Origin of the sequence: Solihabitans fulvus, from assembly GCF_008386585.1 — a bacterium.
GTDB classification, from domain to species: Bacteria; Actinomycetota; Actinomycetes; order Mycobacteriales; family Pseudonocardiaceae; genus Solihabitans; species Solihabitans fulvus.
Window position 1 is genome coordinate 83,221 of the sequence record NZ_VUOB01000033.1, and the last position, 21,572, is coordinate 104,792.

Here is a 21,572-nt window from a genome sequence, read left to right on the forward strand (position 1 = left end):
CGACCCGGCGGACAGGCTCGCTCGGGCCGTGCTGACGTGCGACGATGGCATTTACGGAGGTGATCTGGCGTGTGCGGTAGGTACGCCGCTACCAAGGACCCGGCCCTGCTCGCCGCGGAGTTCGACGCGGTGGACGCGACCGAGGGCGCCGGTCCGGGGCCGGACTACAACATCGCCCCGACCAAGCCCGTCTTCGCGGTCGTCGAGCGGCACCCGAGGGACGCCGAGGGCAACGCGGACCCGTCGACCACCGAGCGCAGCGTGCGGGTGATGCGCTGGGGTCTGGTGCCGCACTGGGCGAAGGACCTCTCCGGCGGCGCGAAGATGATCAACGCCAGGTCCGAGAGCGTGCTGGAGAAGCCGGCATACAAGGACTCCGCGACGCGGCGCCGGTGCCTGCTGCCGGCCGACGGCTGGTACGAGTGGCAGCCGGGGGAGGGGCGCAAGCAGCCCTACTTCATCCACCCGGCGGACGGCTCGGGGCTGGCCATGGCCGGCATCTGGTCGGTGTGGTGGCAGCGGGACAAGGACGCCGACGGCGCCGAGGAGACCAAGCCGGTGATCACCTGCGCGGTGCTGACCACCGACGCGATCGGCGAGATGTCCGCCGTGCACCACCGGATGCCGCTGCTGCTGCCGCGCGACCGGTGGACCGCCTGGCTGGACCCCGACAGCGCCGATATCGGCGAGCTGCTCGCGCCGCCCGCGCCCGCACTGGTGTCCGCGCTGGAACTGCGGCCCGTGTCGCTTGCCGTGAACAGCGTCAGGAACAACAGCCCGCAGCTCGTCGAGCCCGTGTCGCTCACGCCGGCCGAAGAGCCGGCGCCGACCCTGTTCGAGCTGTCGTGACCCGGCCATGACGACCACGGAGGTCGACACCCCGCACGGCGCGGCCCGCGCCGAACTGCACTGCGCGCCGGAGGGCCGGGCCGCGCTGCTGTTGGGGCACGGAGCGGGCGGTGGCATCGACGCGCCCGACCTGGTGGCCGCCACGCGCGCGGCCTGCGCGGCCGGCGTGCACGTCGCCCTCGTCGAACAGCCCTACCGAGTGGCCGGCCGGCGCGCGCCAGCCCCGGCCAAGCAGCTGGACGCGGCGTGGCTCGCGGTGGCCGAGGACCTCGGCGAGCGCTGGTTCGCCGACCTGCCACTGGTGTTCGGCGGCCGCTCGTCCGGGGCACGGGTGGCCTGCCGCACGGCGGCCGACGGTCTCGCGGTCGCCGTGCTGTGCCTTGCGTTCCCGGTGCATCCGCCCGGCAAGCCGGAGAAGAGCCGGCAGTCCGAGCTGGACGGCGTCGAGGTGCCGACCCTGGTGGTGCAGGGCGAGAACGACCCGTTCGGCCGGCCCGAGTCCGCGCACCATCGCGAGCTGGTGCTGCTGGCCGGTGACCACAGCCTCAAGGCCGACGCGGACGGCGTCAGCCGGGCCGTTGGCGAGTGGCTCGCCCGGATCCTGCGCCCACTGGACTGACGGGCCCGGGTGACGGGCACGGATGACCGGCCCGGCGAATCGGCCCGGATGACCGGCATGGCGGCCGGTGCGGATGACCGGCCTGGATGGCGGGCCCGGCTGACGGGTACGGCTGACGGATACGGCTGACCGACCTGGATGACGGGCACGGCTGACCGGCCCGGCTGACGGGCACTGATGACCGGCACGGCGGCCGGCACGAATGACCGGCACGGCGGCCAGCCGCTGTCCACGACAGCCCGCTGGAGGCCGGCCGGCCTCCGGGAAACCGGCCGGTCGCGGGAAACCAGTCGGCCTGAAGGAACCAGTCGGCCTGAAGGAACCAGCTGGCCCGCGGGAATCCAGCCGGCTGCGGGAATCCAGCCGATCGCCGACCGCAACTGCTCCCTGCTGACCTGCCGTCGGCGGCCGTCCGGTTATCCACAACCGCTCGGGTTGTCCACAGCCACACCGCTTTCGCCGCCGCCCGCCAATGATCGTCGATACGCTGGCCAAGGGCTCGGCCCCCAAGGGTGGGCGGGGTATGTCCATTGGGTGGGGCTGGCGAAGGCGCGTTGGGTCGGGCGGTGCGGGTCGGCCGCTCGCTCGGAACCAGCTGACGGGCGGTGTCTGCTCGGAACCAGCTGTCGGCGACGTCCGCTCAGAACCAGCTGGCAGCCGGTGTCCGCTCGGACCCAAGCCTCAGCCGGCGTCCGCTCGGAACCAATCGTCACCCGGCGTCCGCTCGGAACCAGTCGTCAGTCGGCGTCCGCTCAGAACCGGCTGGCAGCTGGCATCCGCTCGGAATCAGCTGGCAGCCGGCATCCGTTCAGAACCAATCGTCGGCCGGTGTCCGCTCAGAACCAGTCGTCGGCCGCCGGCCGCTCGGAACCAGTCGTCAGCCGGCGATGGGCGCGACCACTGCTCCCGTGAGGCGCACCAGTTCGGCCGGGGCCAGCTCCACTTCGAGCCCGCGCCGGCCCGCGCTGCAATACACCGTCTCGTGGTCCTGCGCCGAGACGTCCACCACGAGCGGCAGCCGCTTGCGCTGGCCGAGCGGCGAGATGCCGCCCGCGACATAGCCGGTGGCGCGCTCGGCGGCGGTGATCTCGGCCATCTTCGCCTTCTTGCCGCGCAGCGCGGCGGCCAGCGCCTTGAGGTCGAGCTGACCGGTGACGGGCACCACACCGACGGCCAGCTGCCCGTCCACCTCAGCGACCAGGGTCTTGAACACGCGCTCCGGCGCGATACCGAGCGCCTCGGCCGCCTCCAGCCCGTAGGACTCGTGCCTCGGGTCGTGCTCGTAGGAGTGCAGTGCGTGCGCCACCCGCTGCTTGGTCAACAACGCGGTCGCCGGCGTCCCCTGTCCTGCCATACGGCGCACAGTAGTGCGGGGAATGCGGGTCGCCGCGACCGCGTTTGCACCCATGTGGTGATTGAGGTGACGGATCAGGCGAAGATCAATCCGCCCGGCGAGGCGTTCGCGCAGGCCAACAGGCTGCCGGGGGCGCGTCCGCCCCGGGGGTCGGCGCGCAGCCGGCCCGGCACGTCCCGCGTATCCTCGACGGTGATTCATGCGGCCCAGAACATGGGACCGTCGGCAGTAGCCGCCGTCCTGCCCGGTCGGCGGGAAGGGAGCGCGGTGCCCGCCACCAGAACGCAGGTCAACGTGGCCGATGAGAGCCCGGCAGAGCGCGGCGTGCGCTTCGAGCGCGACGCCATGCCCATGCTCGACCAGCTCTACTCCGCGGCCCTGCGGATGACCCGCAACCCCTCCGACGCGGAGGACCTGGTCCAGGAGACGTACCTGAAGGCGTACGCGGCCTTCGCCTCGTTCTCCGAAGGCACGAACCTGAAGGCCTGGCTCTACCGGATCCTCACCAACACCTACATCAACGGCTACCGCAAGAAGCAGCGGCAGCCGTTGCAGCAGCCGACCGAGGAGATCACCGACTGGCAGCTCGCCCAGGCGGAGAGCCACACCTCAAGCGGGCTGCGGTCCGCCGAGGTGGAGGCGATGGACCGGCTGCCGGACAACGACGTCAAGGAAGCGTTGCAGCGGCTGCCGGAGGAGTTCCGGATCGCCGTCTACCTCGCCGATGTCGAGGGTTTCGCCTACAAGGAGATCGCCGAGATCATGGGCACGCCGATCGGGACCGTCATGTCCCGCCTGCACCGCGGCCGTCGCCAGCTCCGCGACCAGCTCGCCGACGTCGCCAGGGACCGAGGGTTCCTCCGCGCCGCCCAGCCGGAGGTGACGGGGTCGTGAGCTGTGGCAAACCGCACGAGACGGACTGCTCAGAGGTGCTCGCCGAGGTCTGGCTGCTGCTGGACCAGGAGTGTGGCAACGGGCGTCGGCAGCTGCTCGAACAGCACCTCGAGGAGTGCCACCCGTGCCTCGAGGAGTACGGCATCGAGGAGCACCTGAAGGCCCTGCTCGCCCGCAAGTGCGGCGGCGAGCACGCCCCCGACGCGCTCAAGCAGCGGCTGCGGGACACGATCCGGCAGACGCTCATCGAGCAGTCCGAGGTCACTCTCCGCCGGCACGCCGACGGCACCACCGTCGAGATCCGCGAGACCAAGGTCGTCGAGCTGCGCGAACAGGCCTGACACCACGGCCAACGCGAACGGGCCTGACACCACGGTCCACGCGAATGGCCTGACGCCATGGCCGAGCAGCCGTTCGGCAACCGCGCGAGACAACCGCACGACCAGCCGTTCGACAGCGAAGGACCCCGGCGAGTGAATCCGCCGGGGTCCTTCGCATGTCAGCCCTTGGAGCTCCAGGGAGCTCCTGATCAGGCGTTGGGGCGCTTCCCGTGGTTGGCGCCGCCCTTCTTGCGGTCGCGGCGCTTGCGGGCACGCTTCGACATGGTGACTCCTCGCATGTGGTGGGCTCGGCGCGCGCGGGCGCAGCAGAGCCGTGAACAAACCCTCCCCAGTGTGACACGGCCGCGCCGCACCGATTTCCACGCCCCGATCCGTGGTTGGATTGAGGTGGAGACGGACCGCAGGGACACACCCTCGCCAGTGCCCGTTTCGGCGCGTCGAGGAGGGCGAAGCGGATGGCGGAGGAGATCCGGGCCGAGATGATGGCCAACGTCTGGAAGGTCGTCGCCCGCGTGGGCGACGCGGTGACCGACCAGTCCACCGTGGTGATCCTCGAGTCGATGAACATGGAGATCCCGGTCCTGTCCGAGGGCAGGGGTGTGATCACCAGGCTCGCCGTGGCCGAGGGCGACGCCGTCCAGGAGGGCGACCTCATCGCGGTCGTCGAGTGAGTTCGTCGCCGACCCGTCCCGCCGCAACGGAACCGAGCGCATGTCCACGCTGACCGACCTGCTCGCCGAGCACACCAGCCTGTCCGGCAAGGCCGTCGACCACCTCCAGATGGTCGTGGCCGAGTGGCAGCTGCTGTCCGACCTGTCCTTCGCCGACTTCCTGCTGTGGGTGCCGCAGGACGCGAACACGAGCTTCCTGTGCGTGGCGCAGGCCCGGCCGACCACCGCCCCGACGGCCCATCCCGAGGACGTCGTCGGCAGCACCGTGACGGCCGTCGAGCACCCGCAGCTGCGCCGCGCGATGGCCGAGGCGAGGATCTGCCGCGAGGAGGACCCGCGCTGGCACCTCGGCGTGCCGGTGCGCAGGGAGACCATCCCGGTGCGGCTGGGCGGCCAGGTCATCGCCGTGTTGAGCCGGGACACCAACCTCGCGGTGCCCAGGGTGCCGAGCCCGCTGGAGATCTCCTACCTCGGCAGCGCGGCCGACCTGTGCCAGATGATCGCGGACGGCACGTTCCCGACCGCGGAGCCGTCCGCCGACGTGCACACCAGCCCGCGCGTGGGCGACGGCCTGATCCGCCTCGACGCGGCGGGCGCCGTGGTGTTCGCGAGCCCCAACGCGCTGTCGGCGTATCACCGGATGGGGCACGCCGCCGACCTGCTCGGCGTGCACCTCGCCCCGCTGACCAGGTCGTTGATAGGGGATCCGTTCGATGCCACCGAGGTGGCGCAGCGGATCAAGTCGGCGCTGGACGGGCAGCCGAGCATGCGCGTGGAGGCGGAGTCCCGGCGCGGGGCCGTCGTGCTGTTCCGCGCGCTGCCGCTGCGGCCACGGGGCAACGCGGCCGGGGCGCTGGTGTTGTGCCGGGACGTGACCGAGGTCAAGCGCCGGGACAGGGCGCTGATGTCCAAGGACGCCACGATCCGCGAGATCCACCATCGGGTGAAGAACAACCTTCAGACGGTGGCCGCGCTGCTGCGGTTGCAGTCGCGGCGCACCAGCAACACCGAGGCGCGGCAGGCGCTCGCGGAGTCCGTGCGCAGGGTCACCTCGATCGCGCTGGTGCACGAGACGCTGTCCATGTCGGTGGACGAGCGGGTGGACCTGGACGACGTGGTCGACCGGGTCATCCCGATGATGAGCGACGTGGCCGCCGCGGAGACCCAGGTGGTGGTGCGCAGGGAGGGCCCGTTCGGGGTCGTGCCGGCCGAGCTGGCCACCCCACTGGTGATGGTGCTGACCGAGCTGGTGCAGAACGCCTTCGAGCACGCCTACCCGCCTGGCCAGCGCGGCGAGGTGGTGGTCACGGCGGAGCGCTCGGTGAAGTGGCTCGACGTGGTCGTCGCCGACGACGGGCGCGGCCTGCCGCCGGGGTTCTCGCTTGAGCGCACGGAACGGCTCGGCCTCCAGATCGTCCGGACGCTGGTGGAGTCGGAGCTGCGCGGCTCGTTGAGCCTGCGGCGGCGGCCGACGGGCGGGACCGAGGCGGTGCTGCGGGTGCCGCTGCGGGTGCGGCGCTAGGCATCGCGACACAAGGCGCTAGGCGCTCGGCGATGTCCTGGAGGACTCCATCGTGGCGCTGGATGTCCGGAAGGACGCCGTCATGACCCGGATGTCGGACTGCGGGGGCGGCAGCCGGGTGGTAAAGGGGCGGTGTGCGCGGAGCGCCTCGGGGCCGGCGTTAGTATTCAGGGGTGCGTACGTGGTGGCGTGCAATCGCCGGCGCGTAGTCATGCGGGAGGGTGTGCAAGAACGAGGGCCCCGACACCGTTGCCTGGTGTCGGGGCCCTCGTCGTCCTGTGGGCAAACTCGCCTGGATCAGCCTCAGGCGTTGCTCCTGGCCCGGGTGCGGGCATTGCGCCGCTTCAGCGCACGTCGCTCGTCTTCGCTCATTCCGCCCCACACACCGGCGTCTTGTCCGCTCTCCAACGCCCAAGCCAGGCAGTCGGAGACGACGGGACAGCGGCGGCAGACGTTTTTCGCCTCGGCAATCTGCAGGAGCGCAGGACCGCTGTTCCCAACGGGGAAGAACAGCTCGGGGTCCTCGTCGCGGCAGATCGCGCGGTGGCGCCAGTCCATTGTTCCGTACTCCTCGCTAGGCGCGCTCGTAGGCACGCCGGTAGTAGTCAGCGGTCGTTTGGGGTGCTTGTGAATGCTTTCACGAACAGCCGTGATGTCAAGGGTTTCGCACTAACCCGGTGAGTGAACTCACCCGAAAGATCGACGGAATTGACCTGCGGTTTCGCTCAGCGACCTGTCACGATCAGCGGAGATCGCGACTCGGTAGCGAGCAGGTCACGCACAGGTCACACTGCGACCTGGAGCGCGTCGGGCACCGCGACGAACGTGACCTCGGTGTGCTCACCGAGGTGGTCACCGTCCATCTGCAGGCGGACCGGCCGTGCTGAGGTCACCCGCACGTACTCAACGTCGTCCCGCCGCAGAAGATTCCCGCCGCGCGGCTCGATGTTCGGGCCGAGGATCTGACCGAGGTGCCGCAGCGCCGTTGGCAGCCGCAGGCTCCGCAGCGCGTACAGGCCGAGGCCGCCGTCGAACGAGCAGGTGGGGTTCAGCCGGATCGGCTTGCCGCCGAGGTACGTCCACGGGTCCGTGTTGGAGACGAACGCCATCTTCACGCCCTCGGCTGGCTCCTCGCCGGGCAGTTCGATGGTCAGCGCGGGCTTCGCCTGCCACTGCTGGAAATAGCTGGCCAGCGCGATCCGCGTGTACAGGGCGGGGCTGGCCTCGCGGCCCCGCGCACGCCGCCGCTCGACGCCGGCGACCACGTCGGCGTCCCAGCCGAGCCCGGCGTTGAAGGTGAACCACCGGTCGGCCGCGCGGCCGAGGCCGACCCAGCGGCTGCGCCTGCCCTCGATCGCCTGCAACAGGTGGTGCGTCGCCTCGACCGGGTCGCGCGGCAGCCCGAGCGCGCGCGCGAAGACGTTCGCGGAGCCGCCGGGCACCACCCCGAGCATCGGCGCCGCCGGGCCGCCACCCTCGGCGAGCAGCCCGTTGACGACCTCGTTGACCGTGCCGTCGCCACCGTGCGCGACCACCAGGTCGAAGCCCTCCGAGGCAGCCTGCCGCGCCGCGTCCGCGGCGTGGCCCCGGTAGCTGGTCTCGATGATGTCCAGCTTCACGTCGCTGGCCAGGGCGTGGGCCAGCACGTCCCGACCCGCCGGCGTCGTTGTCGTCGCCTGCGGGTTGACCACCAGAAGTGCGCGCACCGCTCCACAGTAGGACAGCACGGGCCCCCGTTCGGGGTGTGCGCCCACCGTCAGGCGGTGTTCGTCATCTCGGAAGTGGCTCAAATCTCCCTGCTGCTAGTCGGGCCAGGTCCGCCAGCGCGACGAGTGCACCCAGACGACCGTCTGCTCATTGCGAGGCCCATTGATCATCGCCTGTCCGGCGGTCGAACGGGACCGGCCGACCGGGTGGCCTACGATCGCCGGTGCGCACGCACCGTGACCCGCGCGCCAGGTCGAAATCCCCGGAAGGCTCGCCGACCATGCCGATCGAAGCCGCCGCACCACGTTCGGTGCGCCTCGCCGGACTGCTCGTTGGCCTCCAGGGGCTGGCCGGCGTCGCGTTCGCGGTCGCCGTCGTGGTGAAGGCGATCGGCGCTCCAGCGCAGCGCGGCGCGCTGCTCGGCGAGGCGGGCTACTTCGTCCTGCTCGGCGGCGGCGTGCTGTTCGCCGGGATCTGCCTGGTGCTCGGCAAGCGCGGCGCCAGGACGCCGGCGATCGTCATGCAGCTGCTGCTGCTCGCAGTGGCCTACTACGCGTACTCCTCGCACCAGCGGCTGGCCGGCCTGCTGGTGGCCGCGTTCTGCGTCACGGTGCTCGTGCTGCTGTTCACCGCACCGGCCCGCGCCTGGGTGCTGCGGGTCGGCGAAACGCACGACGGCGACGCACAGGGATAAAACCGAACATCGGAGGGTGTTGGACGACCCTCACAAGGGTGACGCTGAAAGGGCTTCAGTCCCTCGTCCCCTGCCCACGACGGTGACTCCGCCGTGGATTCGAGGAGTTGTTCCCTGTGCGCTTCATCCGATTGATTCTCCCGCTCGCCGCCGTCGCGTTGGCGGTGTTCGGCGCAGCCCCTGCCGCGTCGGCCCAGGTGAGCCCGCACATCATCGACGGACAGCAGGCGTCGAGCGGTCCGTGGGCCGCCCGCCTGTTCGTCAACGGCCAGCAGGAGTGCTCGGCCACGATCATCGCCCCTCAGTGGGTCCTCACCGCGCGGCACTGCGTGCAGAGCTCGGGCACGTACACGTTCCACATCGGCAGCCTCGACCAGACCGCAGGTGAGTCGGCGACCGCGGTCGAGATCGACCAGAGCCCCGACGTCGACCTGGCGTTGGCCAAGCTCGACCACGAGGTGCAGGCGACCTACGCGCCGCTGGGTGACTCCAGCGCCGTCAACGTCGGCGACACCGTGCAGCTCTACGGCTGGGGCGCGACCTGCACCGACCGCCCCGAGATCCAGTGCCAGTCCAGGTACCTCAAGTACGCCAACGTGCAGGTGTCCGACACCGGCTGCGACAGCGGTCTCGGCGGCCTGAGCATCTGCGTCACCCGGATCGACGGCATCGCGGCAGGCGGCGACTCCGGCGGCCCGATGTTCGCCACCAGCCCGGTCGACGGCCAGCAGTACCAGGTCGGGGTGGCCTCCACCAGCGACCGCTCGTCCTACTCGGCGTACGCCAACGTCACGCAGTACCGCGACTGGATCCAGTCCATCGCGGGTGTCTAGCTCGTAGACGGCCCGGCGCGGCGGTGTGAGCCAGCGCGCCGGGCCGGCGTCCGCCACCGGATGATCACTGCGCGTAGTTTGCCTGTCTTGGATAGACACGAACGGAGTAGCCGGATAACGTTCGGCTGCGTTCGCGCCGCTTCCAGGACCCCGTTGAGGTGCGCTGTGCAGGATCGTCCGAACTGGGTGCCGAGCAACGTGGATGTCGAGCGGCCGAACTTCGCCAGACTGTACGACTACTACCTCGGCGGCGCCCACAACTTCGCCGTCGACCGTGCGCTCGCCGAGCAGTCCAACCAGCTCGTCCCCGGCACGCAGCTGGCGCGAAACAGCCGGACCTTCCTCCGCCGCGCCGTCCGGCTCTGCGTCGACCGGGGCGTCACCCAGTTCCTCGACCTCGGCTCCGGCCTGCCGACCGCCGGCAACGTGCACGAGGTGGCGCAGGCGGCCGACCGGGACTGCCGCGTGGTCTACGTCGACAACGAGCCCGTCACCGTCGCGCACGGCCGCGCCATGCTGCGCGGCAACGACCTTGTCGGGATCGTGCTCGCCGACCTCAGGGACGTCCGCGCCGTGCTCGCGGCGCAGGAGACCAGGCGGCTGCTGGACTTCGACCGGCCGGTCGCCGTGCTGATGAGCGGCGTCCTGCACTTCGTGCCCGACAGCGATCGCCCCGCCGAGATCGTCGCCGCGTACCTCGACGCAGCCGCGCCGGACAGCCTGCTCGCGCTTTCCCACGTGACCGGCGACGTGCTGCCCGACGTCGCGGGCCGGCTGGTTGCGCTGGCCGAGCACGCGTCGACGCCGCTGGTGACGCCGCGCACGCGCGAGCAGATCGGCCGCCTGTTCGGCGGGCTGGAACTGCTCGACCCCGGGCTGACCTTCACCGCGCGGTGGCGGTGCGAACAGGACCTGGGCTGGGGACGTCCCCCGGCGGATGGCGTCGAGGCACCTCGCGTCGATGGCGCAGCTGTCGATGGGGCGGGTGTCGATGGGGCAGCTGCCGACGGCCGCGCGGTGGGGTTCGGCGACGCGGCCGTGGTCGTGTCCTATGCGGGGGTCGGCCACAAACCGGCCGCGCCCCGCGTCGGCTGACTCTGACGCGAGGCGCGGATCGTCGTTCGGGTCAGCCGGCTAGCGAGGTCAGCTGGCGAGATAGGTCAGCTGGCGAGGGCCGCGCGCAGCGGGGCCAGGGCCTCGGTGACCTCGGCGAGGCCGCCGCCCTCCTCCCAGAGGTTGAGCCACTCGGAGTCCTCCTGGAACACCCGGTCCAGCGCGCGCAGGGCGAGGTCGGCGTACTCGTCCGGCAGGTCGAGCAGCTCGCCGGAGGCGAGGAAGTCCGGCGCGTACGCGGACTGGACGACGGGGCCGCCCGGCCGGTGCGCCGCCACGATGGCCGCGGCGGCGATCGCCGCGCAGGCCACGTCGATGTCGAGGTCGTCGTCCTCGTTCACGGCCTCGGCCAGCGTGTCGTGGATCAGCGTCGGCCGCTGCTCGGGTTCGGCGTCATCGAGCTCGTTGCTCCAGTCCGCCGCCGAGTCGTTGTCGAACGGCCCGCTGCCCCACGCTCCCATGCCTCATCCTGTCTGCTGTGTGCCACTGGTGATCCCCGGGAACTTCCCAGGGCTGCGGAAAGCCTGCCCGAAGGGAGGTCTCCGACACAAAACCGCCGTCCCCGTCCGGTCATCGCGCGCCGTCTGCTGGCGGCAGTGCGCCCGTCATGCGCCGGCACTGCGCCTCGGCCTCGGCGCCGAGGTAGGGCCGCAGCAGGGAGCACAGCAGCCCTGGCAACAGCTCCGGCAGGCGGGTCGTCTCCTGGCGCGAGATCCGCGCGTAGATCACCTGGTAGATGCCGCCGACGATGGTTTCCGCGGTGAGCGAAGGGGAGTGGCAGTCCGGCAGCAGCTCGCGGATGTTCTCCTCGATCATGCCGGCGAACACGCGCATGGCCGTGTCGTGCCTGGCCAGCGCGGCGGGGCCAGCGGCGAACGGCTCGACGACGCACAGCCTGGCCAGCCCTGGCCGCGCGGCCAGGAAGGTCAGCAGCGCGGCGAGGCCGGCGTGCAGGCGGTCCGCGAAACCGTGCTCGGACTCGTAGGCGGTGCGGATCCGGTCGGTCAGCTCGGCGGTCGCCGCGTCGTAGGCCGCGAGGAACGCGTCCTCGCGGTTGTGGAAGTGCTCGTAGAACGTGCGCCGGGACAGGCCGGCGTGGCCGATGATCGCCTCGACGGTGAGCCCGAGGTAGCCGGCGCGCTCCACCGTGTCCGCCACCGCCGCGAGCGCGCGTTCGCGCTGGTTGTCCGCGACGGCGGTGCGAGACAGGCCGTGCCGGCCCGGCGGCAGCTTGGGCACGGTCGAGTGCGCCTGCGCCGCGGCGTCCGGAACGGGTGTGTGCATGGTGCGTCCTCGGTTTTGTGGCCTCCCGTCCATGATAGGCCGTTCGGTGGCTCTTCTTTGGTGGCAAGGAAAAACGGTGTGCGACTTGTTGACTTGGGGTGTCGGTGGTTTTACCTTCGCTACATAAACGCTCGTGTTTATGATCTTTTTCCCAATGCGGGGGTAACCAGCGGAGGTACCCATGCGACCAGGGATGACTCGCCATGTTTTCGCGATGATCTGCGCCGCCGTGCTGTTCGGGGTCGCGGCCCCGTCCGCCGCGGCCGAGGACGGCGCCGGGCCGGTTCCCGGGGCGTCGTCCGGTGATTTCCAGGACTGCCCGAGCCTGCCCGTCGGTCAGAAACCGGGATCCTGGTTCTGCCTCGTCGCGAAGACCATCGGCGGGAGCATTCAGCTCGGCACGGTGACCGAGCAGATCAGCCAACCGATCACGGTGACGTTCGCGATCGGCCCGACCAACGGATACCTGTACGGCAACGTGCGCGCGGTGCCGCTCCCCGTGCCGGGCGGCCTGCTCGGCATACCAGGCACCGAGAACTGGCCCGGCCTCGACGTGCAGGCCATCGCGCAGGGCACCGGGCTGGTCGGCAAGGGCAGCAAGCCGGGCAACATCCAGCTGGGGTTGAAGCTCAAGCTGGCGCACCCCGTGCTCGGCGACTCCTGCTACATCGGCGACGACCAGCACCCGATCACGCTCGACCTGACCTACGGCAGGACCAACCCACCGCCGCCCAACCAGCCGATCTCCGGCAAGCCGCCGAAGCCGGTGCAGGGCGGCGGGCTCGCGATCACCTACGTGGACAACGCCTTCAGCGTGCCGAAGGCTCGCGGGTGCGGTCTGTTGCTGCCGTGGCTGGCGGGCTGCGGCGAGCTGGACCCGATCCTCAACGGCCGGGTCCAGCTGCCCGCGGCGGCCGGCCGCAACACGGCGATCTTCGACCAGATCGTGCAGTTGAAGAGCTACAAGGACCTGCCGCCTGCGTCCTGACGCGCTTGTGCGGCAGCCTGATCGACGGGCGCCCCGCCGCCGAGGTCGGCGAGGGCGTCGTCGGTCAGCCGGTACACGGTCCACTCGTCGTGCGGGACCGCGCCGAGCGACTTGTAGAAGCCGATCGCCGGCGCGTTCCAGTTGAGCACCGACCACTCCAGGCGCGCGTACCCCTTGGCAACGCACTCCTGCGCGAGCGCGGTCAGCAGCGCCCTGCCGAGGCCGGCGCCGCGCTGGGTCGGGCGCACGAACAGGTCCTCGAGGTAGATGCCGTGCACGCCGCGCCAGGTGGAGAAGTTCAGGAACCACAGGGCGCAGCCGACGACCACGCCGTCGACCTCGGCGACATGACCGAACAGCGCAGGCGACGGGCCGAACAGCGCGGCGCGCAGCTGGTCCGCCGTCAGGTGGCACTCGTCGGCCGCGCGCTCGTACTCGGCGAGCTCGTGCGCCAGCCCGACCACGGCGTCCACATCGGACTCGCGGACGCGGCGCACTCCGTTGTCTGGCAAGGAATCCTCCATATGGGTCAGTCTTCGCCCCACGGCGGCACGTTGAGCCGCCTGACCTGGGGGTCGCCCCGCTCGTCGCCGAGCACCGTGATGCCGGCGGGATCGAGTCCGAAGTGGACGCCGTCGCTCGGGGTCATGGCGAGCCAGGCGGCGATGAGCACCCGGCTGAAGTGCCCGTGCCCGACCAGCACGACGTCGCCGCCGGGCAGCGCCGAGCGCACCCGGTCGAGCACCGTGGTCGCCCGCGCGCCGACCTGCTCGGCGCTCTCGCCGCCGGGGATGGCGTGCGTCCACACCGTCCAACCCGGGTCCGACTCGCGGATCTGCGGGGTGGTCAAGCCCTCGTAGTCGCCGTAGTCCCACTCGGCAAGCGACTCGGTCGTCTCGCCGACCGCGAGCCCGGCCAGCTCGGCCGTGCGCAGCGCGCGCTGGCGGGGGCTGGTGAGGACGAGCGCGGGCTGCACGTCGGTCGCGCGCAGCCGGGCCAACACCGCGCCGGCCCGTCGCGCCTGCTGTTCGCCGCGCGCGGTGAGCGGGATGTCGGTGCGCCCGGTGTGCTGGCCGCTTTCCGACCACTCGGTCTGGCCGTGTCGCAGCAGATAGACGGCAGGAGCCCGATCCAAGGACTGGGAGTTGTTGTCCACCAATCGATACTAGGTCGGGGCATGCGCGCGCGCTGAGGCCGCGCGTCACACGTGAGGTTCGTCGCTGCGCGGTGTCGTGCGCAGCAGCCAGCGGAGCCGGCCGGTGCTGAAGACGAGGTGCACGACGTTCAGCGCGATCAGGATCGCGGCGACGACGGGCGCGCCGCCGAGCCAGGCCAACACGCACCCGCCGCCGAGCACGAGCAGCTCGACGAGCAGCCGGACGGCGCCGGGCACCGGCACAGGTGCCTTGCCGTTGCGGCTCGGGTCGCCGGGCACCGCGAAGGTCCCCCACGCCACGGCGGCGACCACCGGAAGGGCGATGCCGAGCGGCCACGAGCCGAGCTGCCAGCCGCCCCAACAGAGCGCGGCGAGCGCGGCCAACTCCAACACCAGGCGCAGGGCCAGGTTCCAGCCGGGGATGCTCGCGTCAGTCTGTGCCATGCGGCGCACGCTAATGCGGTGGAGCGGCAGAGCGGTGGCAGTTGGCCTAATTTTGTCCCGCCCGGTCGGCGGGGTGGGTGAGCTTGGTCATCCGACCGCAGGATGACCAAGCTACGCCTCGCGGACGACCGGCGGTTGCGCACGCGGTGTGATGTGGGAACGGTGCGAATGCCCGTAACGTCTGTTCCCGCAGCGCGAGTCTGAAGAACGGACAGTGAATCTTGATGAGACGTGTCGCCGTGTTGGCGTCGATGGCCGCCGTGGTCGTGGTTGGCGTGAGCGGCTGCCGGGTCGTGAAGCACGACGTGCAGTTCAGCCTGTCGGGCGAGGGCGGTGCGGTGGAGGCGGCCGAGTACGCGACGCCCGACCAGAAGGGCCTGGAGAAGCCGGCGAGCCTGCCGTGGAGCAAGTCGACGTCCATGGACTTCGGGGACCTCAGGGTCGCCGCGAAGGTCACCAAGGGGACGGTCGGCTGCGTGATCACCGTGGAGGGCAAGCAGGTCGCCAGCCAGCAGGCCGAGGCGGGCTCCACCGTCGAGTGCACCTACACCGTGCCCAAGTAGGGCAGCCGGGCGGGACGCCCGGCGCGGAGCCTGGCCGAACAGTGATCAACAACGACAAACGACGCTGACCTGCGACTGAGTCGCGCTGGTCAGCGTCGTTTGTCGTGCATCAACTTCAGTGCTGCTTGGTCTCCCAGAAGATCTTGTCAATCTCCGCGATCAGGTCAAGCAGCTCCTGGCCCTTGGCGGGGTCCATGGAGCCCTTGGTCCCGCTCGCGCCCGCTGCCTTCGTGGCCTTGTTGACCAGCTCGTGCAGCTGCGGGTACTTCTCGAAGTGCGGCGGCTTGAAGTAGTCCGTCCACAGCACCCAGAGGTGGTGCTTGACGAGCTCGCTGCGCTGCTCCTTGATCAGGATCGCACGGTGGCGGAACTCGGGGTCCTCGTTCGCCTGGTACTTCTCCTGAACCGCTTTGATCGACTCGGCTTCGATCCTGGCTTGCGCCGGGTCGTAGACACCGCACGGGAGGTCGCAGTGTGCGGTTGCCTCCAGACGCGGGCCGAGGATGCGCGACAGCAGTCGCATCTTTCCTCCCTGACAGTGGATGCTCCGACGGGCGGAACCCTACTCTGGGCCTTCGGACACAGCAGGTGGAGGTGATCGTTGGCACGGTGGCTGCTCCCATTTCGGGAGGTCGGGGTGAGCGGTCCCTCCATGTACCCGACGTTGACCAACGGCGACATCGTGCTGGCCAGGATGCCCGCGGTGCCTCGGCCGGGTGACGTGGTGCTGGTCCGTTGGGCTTCGCGCCCCGCGCAGCTTTCCGTCAAGCGCGCCGTCCACCAGGTGGACGGCGGCGGGTGGCACGTGCTCGGGGACAACGAGTTCGCCTCGACCGACTCGCGGGAGCTCGGGCCGGCCGAGGTGCTCGGGGTGGTCCGCTGGAGGCTGTGGCCGAAGCCGGGCCGCCTGCGGCGCGCCCCGGGCCGGGACACGAACTAGCTGCGGCCCCTGGCGCGTAGCGACTCGTACAGCGCAAGGCAGTCGGCGTAGGCGGGCAGGGCGCCAGCGGCGAGCGCCTCGGCCAGCGTCGGGGCCTCGGCGTCCTTGGGGGACAGGATCGGCTCGACGTCGAGGTCCCAGGGCAGGCCGAGGTCGGGGTCAAGGGGGTTGATGCCGTGCTCGCCAGCCGGGTTGTACGGCTCGGAGCACAGGTAGGTCGCGACGGTGTCGTCCGCAAGGGCCATCAGGGCGTGGCCGAGGCCCTCCGGCAGGTACACGGCACGCAGGTTCCGCTCGTCCAGCCTTACGGCGTCCCACTGGCCGAAGGTGGGCGAGCCGACGCGGATGTCGACCACGACGTCCAGCAGCGCGCCGCTGGGACAGCTGACGTACTTGGCCTGGCTCGGCGGAACGTCGGCGTAGTGCACGCCCCGAATGGTGCCCCTGCGGGACACGCTGTGGTTGGTCTGGGCCAATCGCAGTGGATGACCGACGGCCGCGACGAATTCCGCTTCTTGGAACGGTGCGGTGAAAAAGCCTCGTTCGTCCGGGAATGACCTCGGGGTGAACTCGAACGCCCCGGAAATCTTCAACTCACGCGCCTCCATGCCCGTAAGCCTAGTTCGGGCCCGATCTTGACCGATCGCAAGTCGCCTGCCTGCGGATACTGACCGGCCAGTGCAAAAAACCGAACGGACGTCTTGGGAAACACCCTCTGACCTGCGGAAAAAGTGTGATCCCTGCCGCAGACACGATCGGGTGAGACTGGCACACTGAGTCGACCGCATCGCCGGTCGCCGTCCAGCCGTACCCAGGCTGTCGCCGCCGACCGGCGGGACGAGGCCCCGTTGTTCCGGCGCGAACCCGCCGGGCTCGGTGCGCCGCCAGGTGAAGTGCCAATCTGCGCACCAAGCCGCTCCGCACCGCAGGAGGGACGCCGTGACCGCTGTGAACGAAGCCGCCACAGAACTGACCGACGACGAGATATTCGCCGCGCACGAAGGTGGCAAACTCGGTATTGGCGTGACCGCGCCGCTGGACAATGCGCGCGCACTGTCGATCGCCTACACCCCCGGTGTGGCCAGGGTCAGCCGCGCCATCGCCGAGGACGCCGGTCTCGCCGCGAAGTACACCTGGGCGCACCGCCTGGTCGCCGTCGTCAGCGACGGAACGGCCGTGCTGGGGCTCGGCGACATCGGCGCGAGCGCGTCGCTGCCGGTCATGGAGGGCAAGGCCGCGCTGTTCAAGACCTTCGGCGGGCTGGACTCCATCCCGCTGGTGCTCAACACCACCGACGTCGACGAGATCGTGGAGACGCTGGTGCGCCTCCGCCCGTCCTTCGGCGCGGTCAACCTGGAGGACGTCGCCGCCCCGCGCTGCTTCGAACTCGAGGCCCGCCTCATCGAGGCGCTGGACTGCCCGGTCATGCACGACGACCAGCACGGCACCGCCGTGGTGGTGCTCGCCGCGCTGCGCGGCGCGACGACCGTGCTGAACCGCAAGATCGCCGACCTGCGGGTGGTGATCTCCGGCGCGGGCGCCGCTGGCATCGCCTGCGCCAAGATCCTGCTCGCCGCGGGCGCTGGCGACGTGACGATCGTCGACTCGCGCGGCATCGTGCACGCCGGACGGGACGGCCTCAACCCGGTCAAGGCCGGCATGGCCGAGCTGACCAACTCCGCCGGCCTGCGCGGCGGAATCGCCGAGGCGCTGCGCGGCGCTGACGTCTTCGTCGGGGTGTCCTCCTCGAAGGTCCCCGAGGAGCTGATCGCCACCATGGCGCCGAACGCCATCGTGTTCGCGCTCTCGAACCCGGACCCTGAGGTGCACCCCGAGGTGGCCGCGCGGCACGCCGCGATCGTCGCCACCGGGCGCAGCGACTTCCCCAACCAGATCAACAACGTGCTCGCGTTTCCCGGCATCTTCCGTGGCGCGCTGGACGCGGGCGCGCGGCGGATCACCGAGGGCATGAAGCTCGCCGCGGCCGACGCCATCGCGGCGGTGGCGGGCGACGACCTCGCGGCCGACCGGATCGTGCCGAGCGCCCTCGACCCGAGGGTCGGGCCCGAGGTCGCGGCGGCGGTGGCCAAGGCAGCGCTGCGTGACGGAGTAGCCTGAACCCAACCGGGTTGGGGAGACCTTCGGCAGCGGTGGGTATCCGATGGTCCGCCTTGGGTAGTGATCGGATCCGGTCAGGAACCTGATCAGCATCTGCCCAGGGTCTGGGCTGACGCTGGCTTAAGCGCTACCGTCCTCTCCTCGGGTGTTGTTCTCCCCGGGGAGAGGACGCGTTTGCGCCGCCAATCCGGGTGCATCGTTGAGGCCGCCGCCGGTCCCCTGCGCCCAACCGGCGGTCGACGCGGGAAGGGTGGGACGGTGGCCGAGCGGGTTGGACGCGCTCCGGTTGTACTTGGCCCTACGCACCAGAAGGTCGGCCGCCCCAAGGACGGCGCCGTCACCCTGGACGGACTCACCATGCCGGAGTCCCCGACGCTGCTGTGCGATCCCAAGGGAATCGTCATGCAGGCCAACGCCGCGGCCGCCGCGCTGGCCGGCGCGGCGACCCAGGACGACCTGGTCGGCAGGCCGTTGCGGTCGCTGCTCGTCGGCGACGAGTCCGACCTGCGGCTGGACAGGAAGGACGACAGCGAGCTGCCGGTTCGCGTGGTGCGCTGGCCGGTGCCCGGCACCGGTCTCCAGGCCGTGCTGCTGGTCGATGTGTCCGATCTGGCCGCCTCGGCGACGGCCCTGCGCAACGAGCAGCGGACGCTGCGCGAGGTGCAGCGCGTCGCCGGCATCGGCTCCTGGGCCTACGACCCGGCGACCGGCGTGACCGAGTGGTCCGCGACCCACTACCAGCTGATGGGCATCGAACCCGGCACCGTGGTGCCCGGCGCCCAGGCGGTGCTGGACATCGTGCATCCGGACGATCGGGACCGGGTCGCCGCGTACTGGGAGAACCGGGAGGACTCGGGCGATCCGATCGACATCGAGTACCGGATCATCCTGCCGGACGGGGAGACCCGCCGGATTCGCGGTGTCGCGCGGGCGAAGCTCGGCGAGGACGGCAGGGCGGAGCGGTTCACCGGCTACATCAGGGACGTCACCGCCCAGTGGGAGACCGACGCGCAGCTCGCGCTTGAGCGGGCCAGGCTGCTTGAGGCACAGCGGATAGCCAGGATCGGCAGCTGGAGCTACGACGTCGCGACCGGAGCCATCCACCGCAGCGAGGTGCTGTTGGAGCTCTACGCGGAGATCGGCGTCCTGCCAGACGACAACATGCTCTGCGGGGTGCACCCCAAGGATCTCCCGCTGCTGGAGGAGATGCGCGACAAGCTGCTGCACGCCGAGCACGGCGACCCGATCGAGGCCGAGGTGCGCAGCGAGTTCGGCGAGCGGGTCTTCGTGTGCCGGGCGCGGGCGCAGCTGTCCGAGTCCGGCGACAGCAAGCGCCTGCACGGCACCATCCAGGACGTCACCGAGGCGCGGGCGTTGGAACGGCAGCTGCGGGACGACCGGCGACGGCTCGCCGACGCGCAGCGCGCGGCCAAGCTGGGCACCTGGGAGTGGGATCCGAACACGGGCGACACGGTCTGGTCGGACATGCTCTGCGAGCTGTTCGGCGTGCCGAGGGAGGAACGCACCAGCTACCAGACGTACCTGGACCTGGTGCACCCCGAGGACCGGGCCTGGGTCGACGACATCTGGCAGCAGCTGATCACCGACCGCAGGCCGGTCGAGTGCGAGCACCGCCTGGTGCGCAGGGACGGCTCGGTGCGGGTGTTCCGCTCGCACGGCGTCGCGGTGACCGGCGCGGACGGCCAGCTGCTCGCGGTCGGCACCGCGCAGGACATCACCGAGCAGCGCGGCGTCGAGACGAGAATGGAGCGCTCCAGCCAGCGGTTCACCGACCTCGTCGCGGTGACCCCGGTCGGCATCGGGCTGTTCGACGAGAGCGAGCGTCTCGTCGACGCCAACGACGCCCTGTGCGACCTGTTCGGGATGGAGCTGGACCAGCTGCGCGGCATGACCGCCGAGCAGCTCACCCACCCCGACGACAAGGCCGACCGGCTCAAGTCGGTGGCCAGGATGATCGGCCCGGACCGGACATTCAAGGTGCCGCAACGGATCCTGCTTCGCCCGGACGGCGAGGTGGTCTACTGCGAGCTGCACATCTCGATCTCCGTGCAGGACGACGGCCAGCGGTTCTGGCTGGTGGTGTTCCAGGACATCACCGAGCGCCGCCGCACCGCCGAGGCGCTGCGCCACCAGGCGACGCACGACGAGCTGACCGGGCTGCCCAACCGGGCCGCGGTCAAGGAACTGCTCAGCGGACTGCTGATCGCCGAGGGCGCGGACAAGGTCGCGGTCCTGTTCTGCGATATCGACAACTTCAAGCGGGTCAACGACTCCCTCGGCCACGACGCCGGCGACGAGCTGCTCGTCGCGTTGGCGCGCAGGCTGGAGGGCGGCCTGCCGGACGGCTGCACCGCGGCCAGGCTGTCCGGCGACGAGTACGTGATCATCTGCGAGGACATCGACACCGTCGGCGGCGTGGACGCGTTGGCCACCAAGGTCGCCGGCCTGCTGCGCACGGCGGTGCCGGTGCACGGCCAGCTCGTGCGGGTGTCCGCGTCGATCGGCGCTGCCGTGCCGAACGGCTCGCGGGCGACCGGGGCCGACCTGCTCCGGTTCGCCGACGCGGCGATGTTCGAGGCCAAGCGCGGCGGCGCTGGCCGGGTCTCGCTGGCCAGCGCGGCGCTGATCGCCTCGGCAGACCGCCAGGTGCACCTGGAAGGACAGCTGCGCGACGCGCTCGCCCACGACGGCCTGGTGCTGCACTACCAGCCGGTGGTCGGCGTGGACGGCTCGGTGCTGACCGCCGAGGCGCTGGTGCGCTGGCCGCACCCCGACCGCGGCCTGCTGCCGCCCGACGTGTTCCTGCCCGTCGCCGAGCAGGGCGACCTGCTGCGCGAGCTGGACCGCTGGGTGCTGCGCACCGCGCTGAAGGAGGCGGCCACCTGGCCGTCCCCGAACGGCAAGCCCGTCGCGGTCGCGGTGAACCTGTCCGGGCTGGTGCCTGGCGATCCCGACTTCGTCGACTCGGTCGCCAACGCGGTGGCCGAGGCCGGCATCGAGTGGGACCGCGTGGTGCTGGAGCTGGTGGAGACGGCCCTGGTGGATCTGCCGTCGCGGACCAGGCAGGCGATGGGTGTGCTGGTGGAGCGTGGGGTGCGGTTCGCCGTGGACGACTTCGGCACCGGCTACTCCTCGCTGGCCAGGCTCAAGGACCTGCCGGCGCAGATCATCAAGGTGGACCGGCGGTTCGTCTCCGGCGTCGGCAACGACTCCTCCGACTTCGCCGTCGCCAAGGCCGTGGTGGACATGGCTCGGGCGATGGGCCGCAGCTGTGTCGCCGAGGGCGTGGAGACCGCGACCCAGTTCCACGTCCTGCGCGGGGTCGGCGTCGACGCGTATCAGGGCTGGCTGTTCTCGCGTCCGGTGCCGCCGAGGGAGTTCCGCGCGGTGCTCGCACTCGGCCCGCTGCACGTGCCCCGCGCCGGCTGAGGCCCGGCCCTAGAGCTCCTAACACAATGACT

Annotated in this window: 25 protein-coding genes; 14 read left to right on the forward strand and 11 right to left on the reverse strand. The window is 70.9% G+C overall.

Annotated features, from left to right (window positions below):
* The first annotated feature begins 69 nt into the window (after positions 1 to 69).
* Together F0L68_RS19400 and F0L68_RS19405 are read left to right on the forward strand one after the other, a co-directional pair.
* Positions 70 to 849 (forward strand): SOS response-associated peptidase, encoded by a 780-nt coding sequence (locus tag F0L68_RS19400; protein ID WP_149851015.1) that lies wholly within the window; start codon positions 70 to 72, stop codon positions 847 to 849.
* 7 nt (positions 850 to 856) lie between these two features.
* The gene (locus F0L68_RS19405; RefSeq protein ID WP_149851016.1) at positions 857 to 1,468 is read left to right on the forward strand and encodes an alpha/beta hydrolase family protein; all 612 of its coding nucleotides are present in this window, start codon (positions 857 to 859) and stop codon (positions 1,466 to 1,468) included.
* An 877-nt stretch (positions 1,469 to 2,345) separates the two neighbouring features.
* Here the strand turns inward: F0L68_RS19405 and ybaK are convergent.
* Positions 2,346 to 2,822, reverse strand: a complete 477-nt coding sequence (ybaK, locus tag F0L68_RS19410) for a Cys-tRNA(Pro) deacylase (protein ID WP_149851017.1) — start codon at positions 2,820 to 2,822, stop codon at positions 2,346 to 2,348.
* 213 nt (positions 2,823 to 3,035) lie between these two features.
* Between ybaK and F0L68_RS19415 the strand changes: the two genes are divergently transcribed.
* Positions 3,036 to 3,716, forward strand: coding sequence for a sigma-70 family RNA polymerase sigma factor (locus tag F0L68_RS19415; RefSeq protein ID WP_438672298.1), 681 nt, complete (start codon positions 3,036 to 3,038; stop codon positions 3,714 to 3,716).
* A complete protein-coding gene (gene rsrA / locus F0L68_RS19420) occupies positions 3,713 to 4,057 on the forward strand; it encodes a mycothiol system anti-sigma-R factor (protein WP_149851018.1) in 345 nt (114 codons plus the stop codon). The genes F0L68_RS19415 and rsrA overlap by 4 nt, the downstream gene beginning before the upstream one ends.
* Positions 4,058 to 4,245: 188 nt before the next feature.
* On the opposite strand, the gene F0L68_RS45520 is transcribed toward rsrA, so the two are convergent.
* Positions 4,246 to 4,320, reverse strand: coding sequence for a 50S ribosomal protein bL37 (locus tag F0L68_RS45520; protein WP_096498094.1), 75 nt, complete (start codon positions 4,318 to 4,320; stop codon positions 4,246 to 4,248).
* A 192-nt stretch (positions 4,321 to 4,512) separates the two neighbouring features.
* On the opposite strand from F0L68_RS45520, the gene F0L68_RS19430 reads away from it, so the two are divergent.
* A complete protein-coding gene (locus F0L68_RS19430) occupies positions 4,513 to 4,728 on the forward strand; it encodes a biotin/lipoyl-binding carrier protein (protein ID WP_149851019.1) in 216 nt (71 codons plus the stop codon).
* Positions 4,729 to 4,768: 40 nt separating this feature from the next.
* Entirely contained in the window at positions 4,769 to 6,250 is a 1,482-nt protein-coding gene (locus F0L68_RS19435) for a PAS domain-containing sensor histidine kinase (protein WP_149851020.1), read from the forward strand.
* Positions 6,251 to 6,553: 303 nt separating this feature from the next.
* Here the strand turns inward: F0L68_RS19435 and F0L68_RS19440 are convergent, their stop codons facing one another.
* On the reverse strand, positions 6,554 to 6,808 hold the full coding sequence (locus tag F0L68_RS19440) for a WhiB family transcriptional regulator (RefSeq protein WP_149851021.1): 255 nt from the start codon (positions 6,806 to 6,808) through the stop codon (positions 6,554 to 6,556).
* 227 nt (positions 6,809 to 7,035) lie between these two features.
* On the reverse strand, positions 7,036 to 7,956 hold the full coding sequence (locus F0L68_RS19445) for a diacylglycerol/lipid kinase family protein (protein ID WP_149851022.1): 921 nt from the start codon (positions 7,954 to 7,956) through the stop codon (positions 7,036 to 7,038).
* A 281-nt stretch (positions 7,957 to 8,237) separates the two neighbouring features.
* On the opposite strand from F0L68_RS19445, the gene F0L68_RS19450 reads away from it, so the two are divergent.
* The 3 genes from F0L68_RS19450 to F0L68_RS19460 all read left to right on the forward strand — a co-directional run bounded on the left by F0L68_RS19450 (position 8,238) and on the right by F0L68_RS19460 (position 10,579).
* Positions 8,238 to 8,651: a hypothetical protein gene (locus F0L68_RS19450; RefSeq protein ID WP_149851023.1), complete on the forward strand. Its 414-nt coding sequence runs from the start codon at positions 8,238 to 8,240 to the stop codon at positions 8,649 to 8,651.
* A gap of 116 nt (positions 8,652 to 8,767) precedes the next feature.
* Complete coding sequence (locus tag F0L68_RS19455) at positions 8,768 to 9,484, forward strand: S1 family peptidase (protein WP_149851024.1); 717 nt, start codon at positions 8,768 to 8,770, stop codon at positions 9,482 to 9,484.
* Between the two features lie 165 nt (positions 9,485 to 9,649).
* Complete coding sequence (locus F0L68_RS19460) at positions 9,650 to 10,579, forward strand: SAM-dependent methyltransferase (RefSeq protein ID WP_223198941.1); 930 nt, start codon at positions 9,650 to 9,652, stop codon at positions 10,577 to 10,579.
* A 65-nt stretch (positions 10,580 to 10,644) separates the two neighbouring features.
* Here the strand turns inward: F0L68_RS19460 and F0L68_RS19465 are convergent, their stop codons facing one another.
* Together F0L68_RS19465 and F0L68_RS19470 are read right to left on the reverse strand one after the other, a co-directional pair.
* The gene (locus F0L68_RS19465; protein ID WP_149851026.1) at positions 10,645 to 11,058 is read right to left on the reverse strand and encodes a DUF4259 domain-containing protein; all 414 of its coding nucleotides are present in this window, start codon (positions 11,056 to 11,058) and stop codon (positions 10,645 to 10,647) included.
* Positions 11,059 to 11,167: 109 nt separating this feature from the next.
* Positions 11,168 to 11,881: a TetR/AcrR family transcriptional regulator gene (locus F0L68_RS19470; protein WP_149851027.1), complete on the reverse strand. Its 714-nt coding sequence runs from the start codon at positions 11,879 to 11,881 to the stop codon at positions 11,168 to 11,170.
* Positions 11,882 to 12,074: 193 nt separating this feature from the next.
* Here F0L68_RS19470 and F0L68_RS19475 point away from each other — a divergent pair, with 193 nt between their 5' ends.
* A complete protein-coding gene (locus F0L68_RS19475; protein ID WP_149851028.1) occupies positions 12,075 to 12,869 on the forward strand; it encodes a hypothetical protein in 795 nt (264 codons plus the stop codon).
* Here the strand turns inward: F0L68_RS19475 and F0L68_RS19480 are convergent.
* From F0L68_RS19480 to F0L68_RS19490, 3 genes are read right to left on the reverse strand one after another with little or no spacing between them, the layout of a single operon-like run.
* On the reverse strand, positions 12,842 to 13,381 hold the full coding sequence (locus F0L68_RS19480; protein WP_223198942.1) for a GNAT family N-acetyltransferase: 540 nt from the start codon (positions 13,379 to 13,381) through the stop codon (positions 12,842 to 12,844). The genes F0L68_RS19475 and F0L68_RS19480 overlap by 28 nt on opposite strands.
* Positions 13,382 to 13,398: 17 nt before the next feature.
* Positions 13,399 to 14,025 carry an acid phosphatase gene (locus tag F0L68_RS19485; RefSeq protein WP_223198943.1) on the reverse strand — a complete coding sequence of 209 codons (627 nt, stop codon included), beginning with the start codon at positions 14,023 to 14,025 and terminating at the stop codon, positions 13,399 to 13,401.
* 45 nt (positions 14,026 to 14,070) lie between these two features.
* Entirely contained in the window at positions 14,071 to 14,469 is a 399-nt protein-coding gene (locus F0L68_RS19490; RefSeq protein WP_149851030.1) for a DUF2568 domain-containing protein, read from the reverse strand.
* A 224-nt stretch (positions 14,470 to 14,693) separates the two neighbouring features.
* On the opposite strand from F0L68_RS19490, the gene F0L68_RS19495 reads away from it, so the two are divergent.
* Positions 14,694 to 15,032: a hypothetical protein gene (locus F0L68_RS19495; protein ID WP_149851031.1), complete on the forward strand. Its 339-nt coding sequence runs from the start codon at positions 14,694 to 14,696 to the stop codon at positions 15,030 to 15,032.
* Between the two features lie 115 nt (positions 15,033 to 15,147).
* On the opposite strand, the gene sodN is transcribed toward F0L68_RS19495, so the two are convergent.
* The gene (gene sodN, locus F0L68_RS19500) at positions 15,148 to 15,555 is read right to left on the reverse strand and encodes a superoxide dismutase, Ni (protein ID WP_149851032.1); all 408 of its coding nucleotides are present in this window, start codon (positions 15,553 to 15,555) and stop codon (positions 15,148 to 15,150) included.
* Between the two features lie 78 nt (positions 15,556 to 15,633).
* Here sodN and F0L68_RS19505 point away from each other — a divergent pair, with 78 nt between their 5' ends.
* Positions 15,634 to 15,972, forward strand: a complete 339-nt coding sequence (locus F0L68_RS19505; RefSeq protein ID WP_368732279.1) for a S26 family signal peptidase — start codon at positions 15,634 to 15,636, stop codon at positions 15,970 to 15,972.
* Here the strand turns inward: F0L68_RS19505 and F0L68_RS19510 are convergent.
* Positions 15,969 to 16,580 carry a dTDP-4-dehydrorhamnose 3,5-epimerase family protein gene (locus tag F0L68_RS19510; RefSeq protein WP_149851033.1) on the reverse strand — a complete coding sequence of 204 codons (612 nt, stop codon included), beginning with the start codon at positions 16,578 to 16,580 and terminating at the stop codon, positions 15,969 to 15,971. The genes F0L68_RS19505 and F0L68_RS19510 overlap by 4 nt on opposite strands.
* A gap of 331 nt (positions 16,581 to 16,911) precedes the next feature.
* Between F0L68_RS19510 and F0L68_RS19515 the strand changes: the two genes are divergently transcribed.
* Both F0L68_RS19515 and F0L68_RS19520 read left to right on the forward strand, forming a co-directional pair.
* Positions 16,912 to 18,090, forward strand: a complete 1,179-nt coding sequence (locus F0L68_RS19515; protein WP_149851036.1) for an NAD(P)-dependent malic enzyme — start codon at positions 16,912 to 16,914, stop codon at positions 18,088 to 18,090.
* A gap of 258 nt (positions 18,091 to 18,348) precedes the next feature.
* Positions 18,349 to 21,540 carry a sensor domain-containing protein gene (locus F0L68_RS19520; RefSeq protein WP_223198944.1) on the forward strand — a complete coding sequence of 1,064 codons (3,192 nt, stop codon included), beginning with the start codon at positions 18,349 to 18,351 and terminating at the stop codon, positions 21,538 to 21,540.
* The last annotated feature ends 32 nt before the right edge of the window (positions 21,541 to 21,572 follow it).

What these genes read in the sequence shown, in the direction of transcription:
- F0L68_RS19440 (WP_149851021.1), bottom strand. Translation starts at nt 6,808, where the DNA reads ATGGACTGGCGCCACCGCGCGATCTGCCGCGACGAGGACCCCGAGCTG.
- F0L68_RS19470 (WP_149851027.1), bottom strand. Translation starts at nt 11,881, where the DNA reads ATGCACACACCCGTTCCGGACGCCGCGGCGCAGGCGCACTCGACCGTG.
- sodN (WP_149851032.1), bottom strand. Translation starts at nt 15,555, where the DNA reads ATGCGACTGCTGTCGCGCATCCTCGGCCCGCGTCTGGAGGCAACCGCA.
- F0L68_RS19415 (WP_438672298.1), top strand. Translation starts at nt 3,036, where the DNA reads ATGGGACCGTCGGCAGTAGCCGCCGTCCTGCCCGGTCGGCGGGAAGGG.
- F0L68_RS19405 (WP_149851016.1), top strand. Translation starts at nt 857, where the DNA reads ATGACGACCACGGAGGTCGACACCCCGCACGGCGCGGCCCGCGCCGAA.
- F0L68_RS19465 (WP_149851026.1), bottom strand. Translation starts at nt 11,058, where the DNA reads ATGGGAGCGTGGGGCAGCGGGCCGTTCGACAACGACTCGGCGGCGGAC.
- ybaK (WP_149851017.1), bottom strand. Translation starts at nt 2,822, where the DNA reads ATGGCAGGACAGGGGACGCCGGCGACCGCGTTGTTGACCAAGCAGCGG.
- F0L68_RS19495 (WP_149851031.1), top strand. Translation starts at nt 14,694, where the DNA reads ATGAGACGTGTCGCCGTGTTGGCGTCGATGGCCGCCGTGGTCGTGGTT.
- F0L68_RS19430 (WP_149851019.1), top strand. Translation starts at nt 4,513, where the DNA reads ATGGCGGAGGAGATCCGGGCCGAGATGATGGCCAACGTCTGGAAGGTC.
- F0L68_RS19490 (WP_149851030.1), bottom strand. Translation starts at nt 14,469, where the DNA reads ATGGCACAGACTGACGCGAGCATCCCCGGCTGGAACCTGGCCCTGCGC.
- F0L68_RS19435 (WP_149851020.1), top strand. Translation starts at nt 4,769, where the DNA reads ATGTCCACGCTGACCGACCTGCTCGCCGAGCACACCAGCCTGTCCGGC.
- F0L68_RS19450 (WP_149851023.1), top strand. Translation starts at nt 8,238, where the DNA reads ATGCCGATCGAAGCCGCCGCACCACGTTCGGTGCGCCTCGCCGGACTG.
- F0L68_RS19510 (WP_149851033.1), bottom strand. Translation starts at nt 16,580, where the DNA reads ATGGAGGCGCGTGAGTTGAAGATTTCCGGGGCGTTCGAGTTCACCCCG.
- F0L68_RS19475 (WP_149851028.1), top strand. Translation starts at nt 12,075, where the DNA reads ATGACTCGCCATGTTTTCGCGATGATCTGCGCCGCCGTGCTGTTCGGG.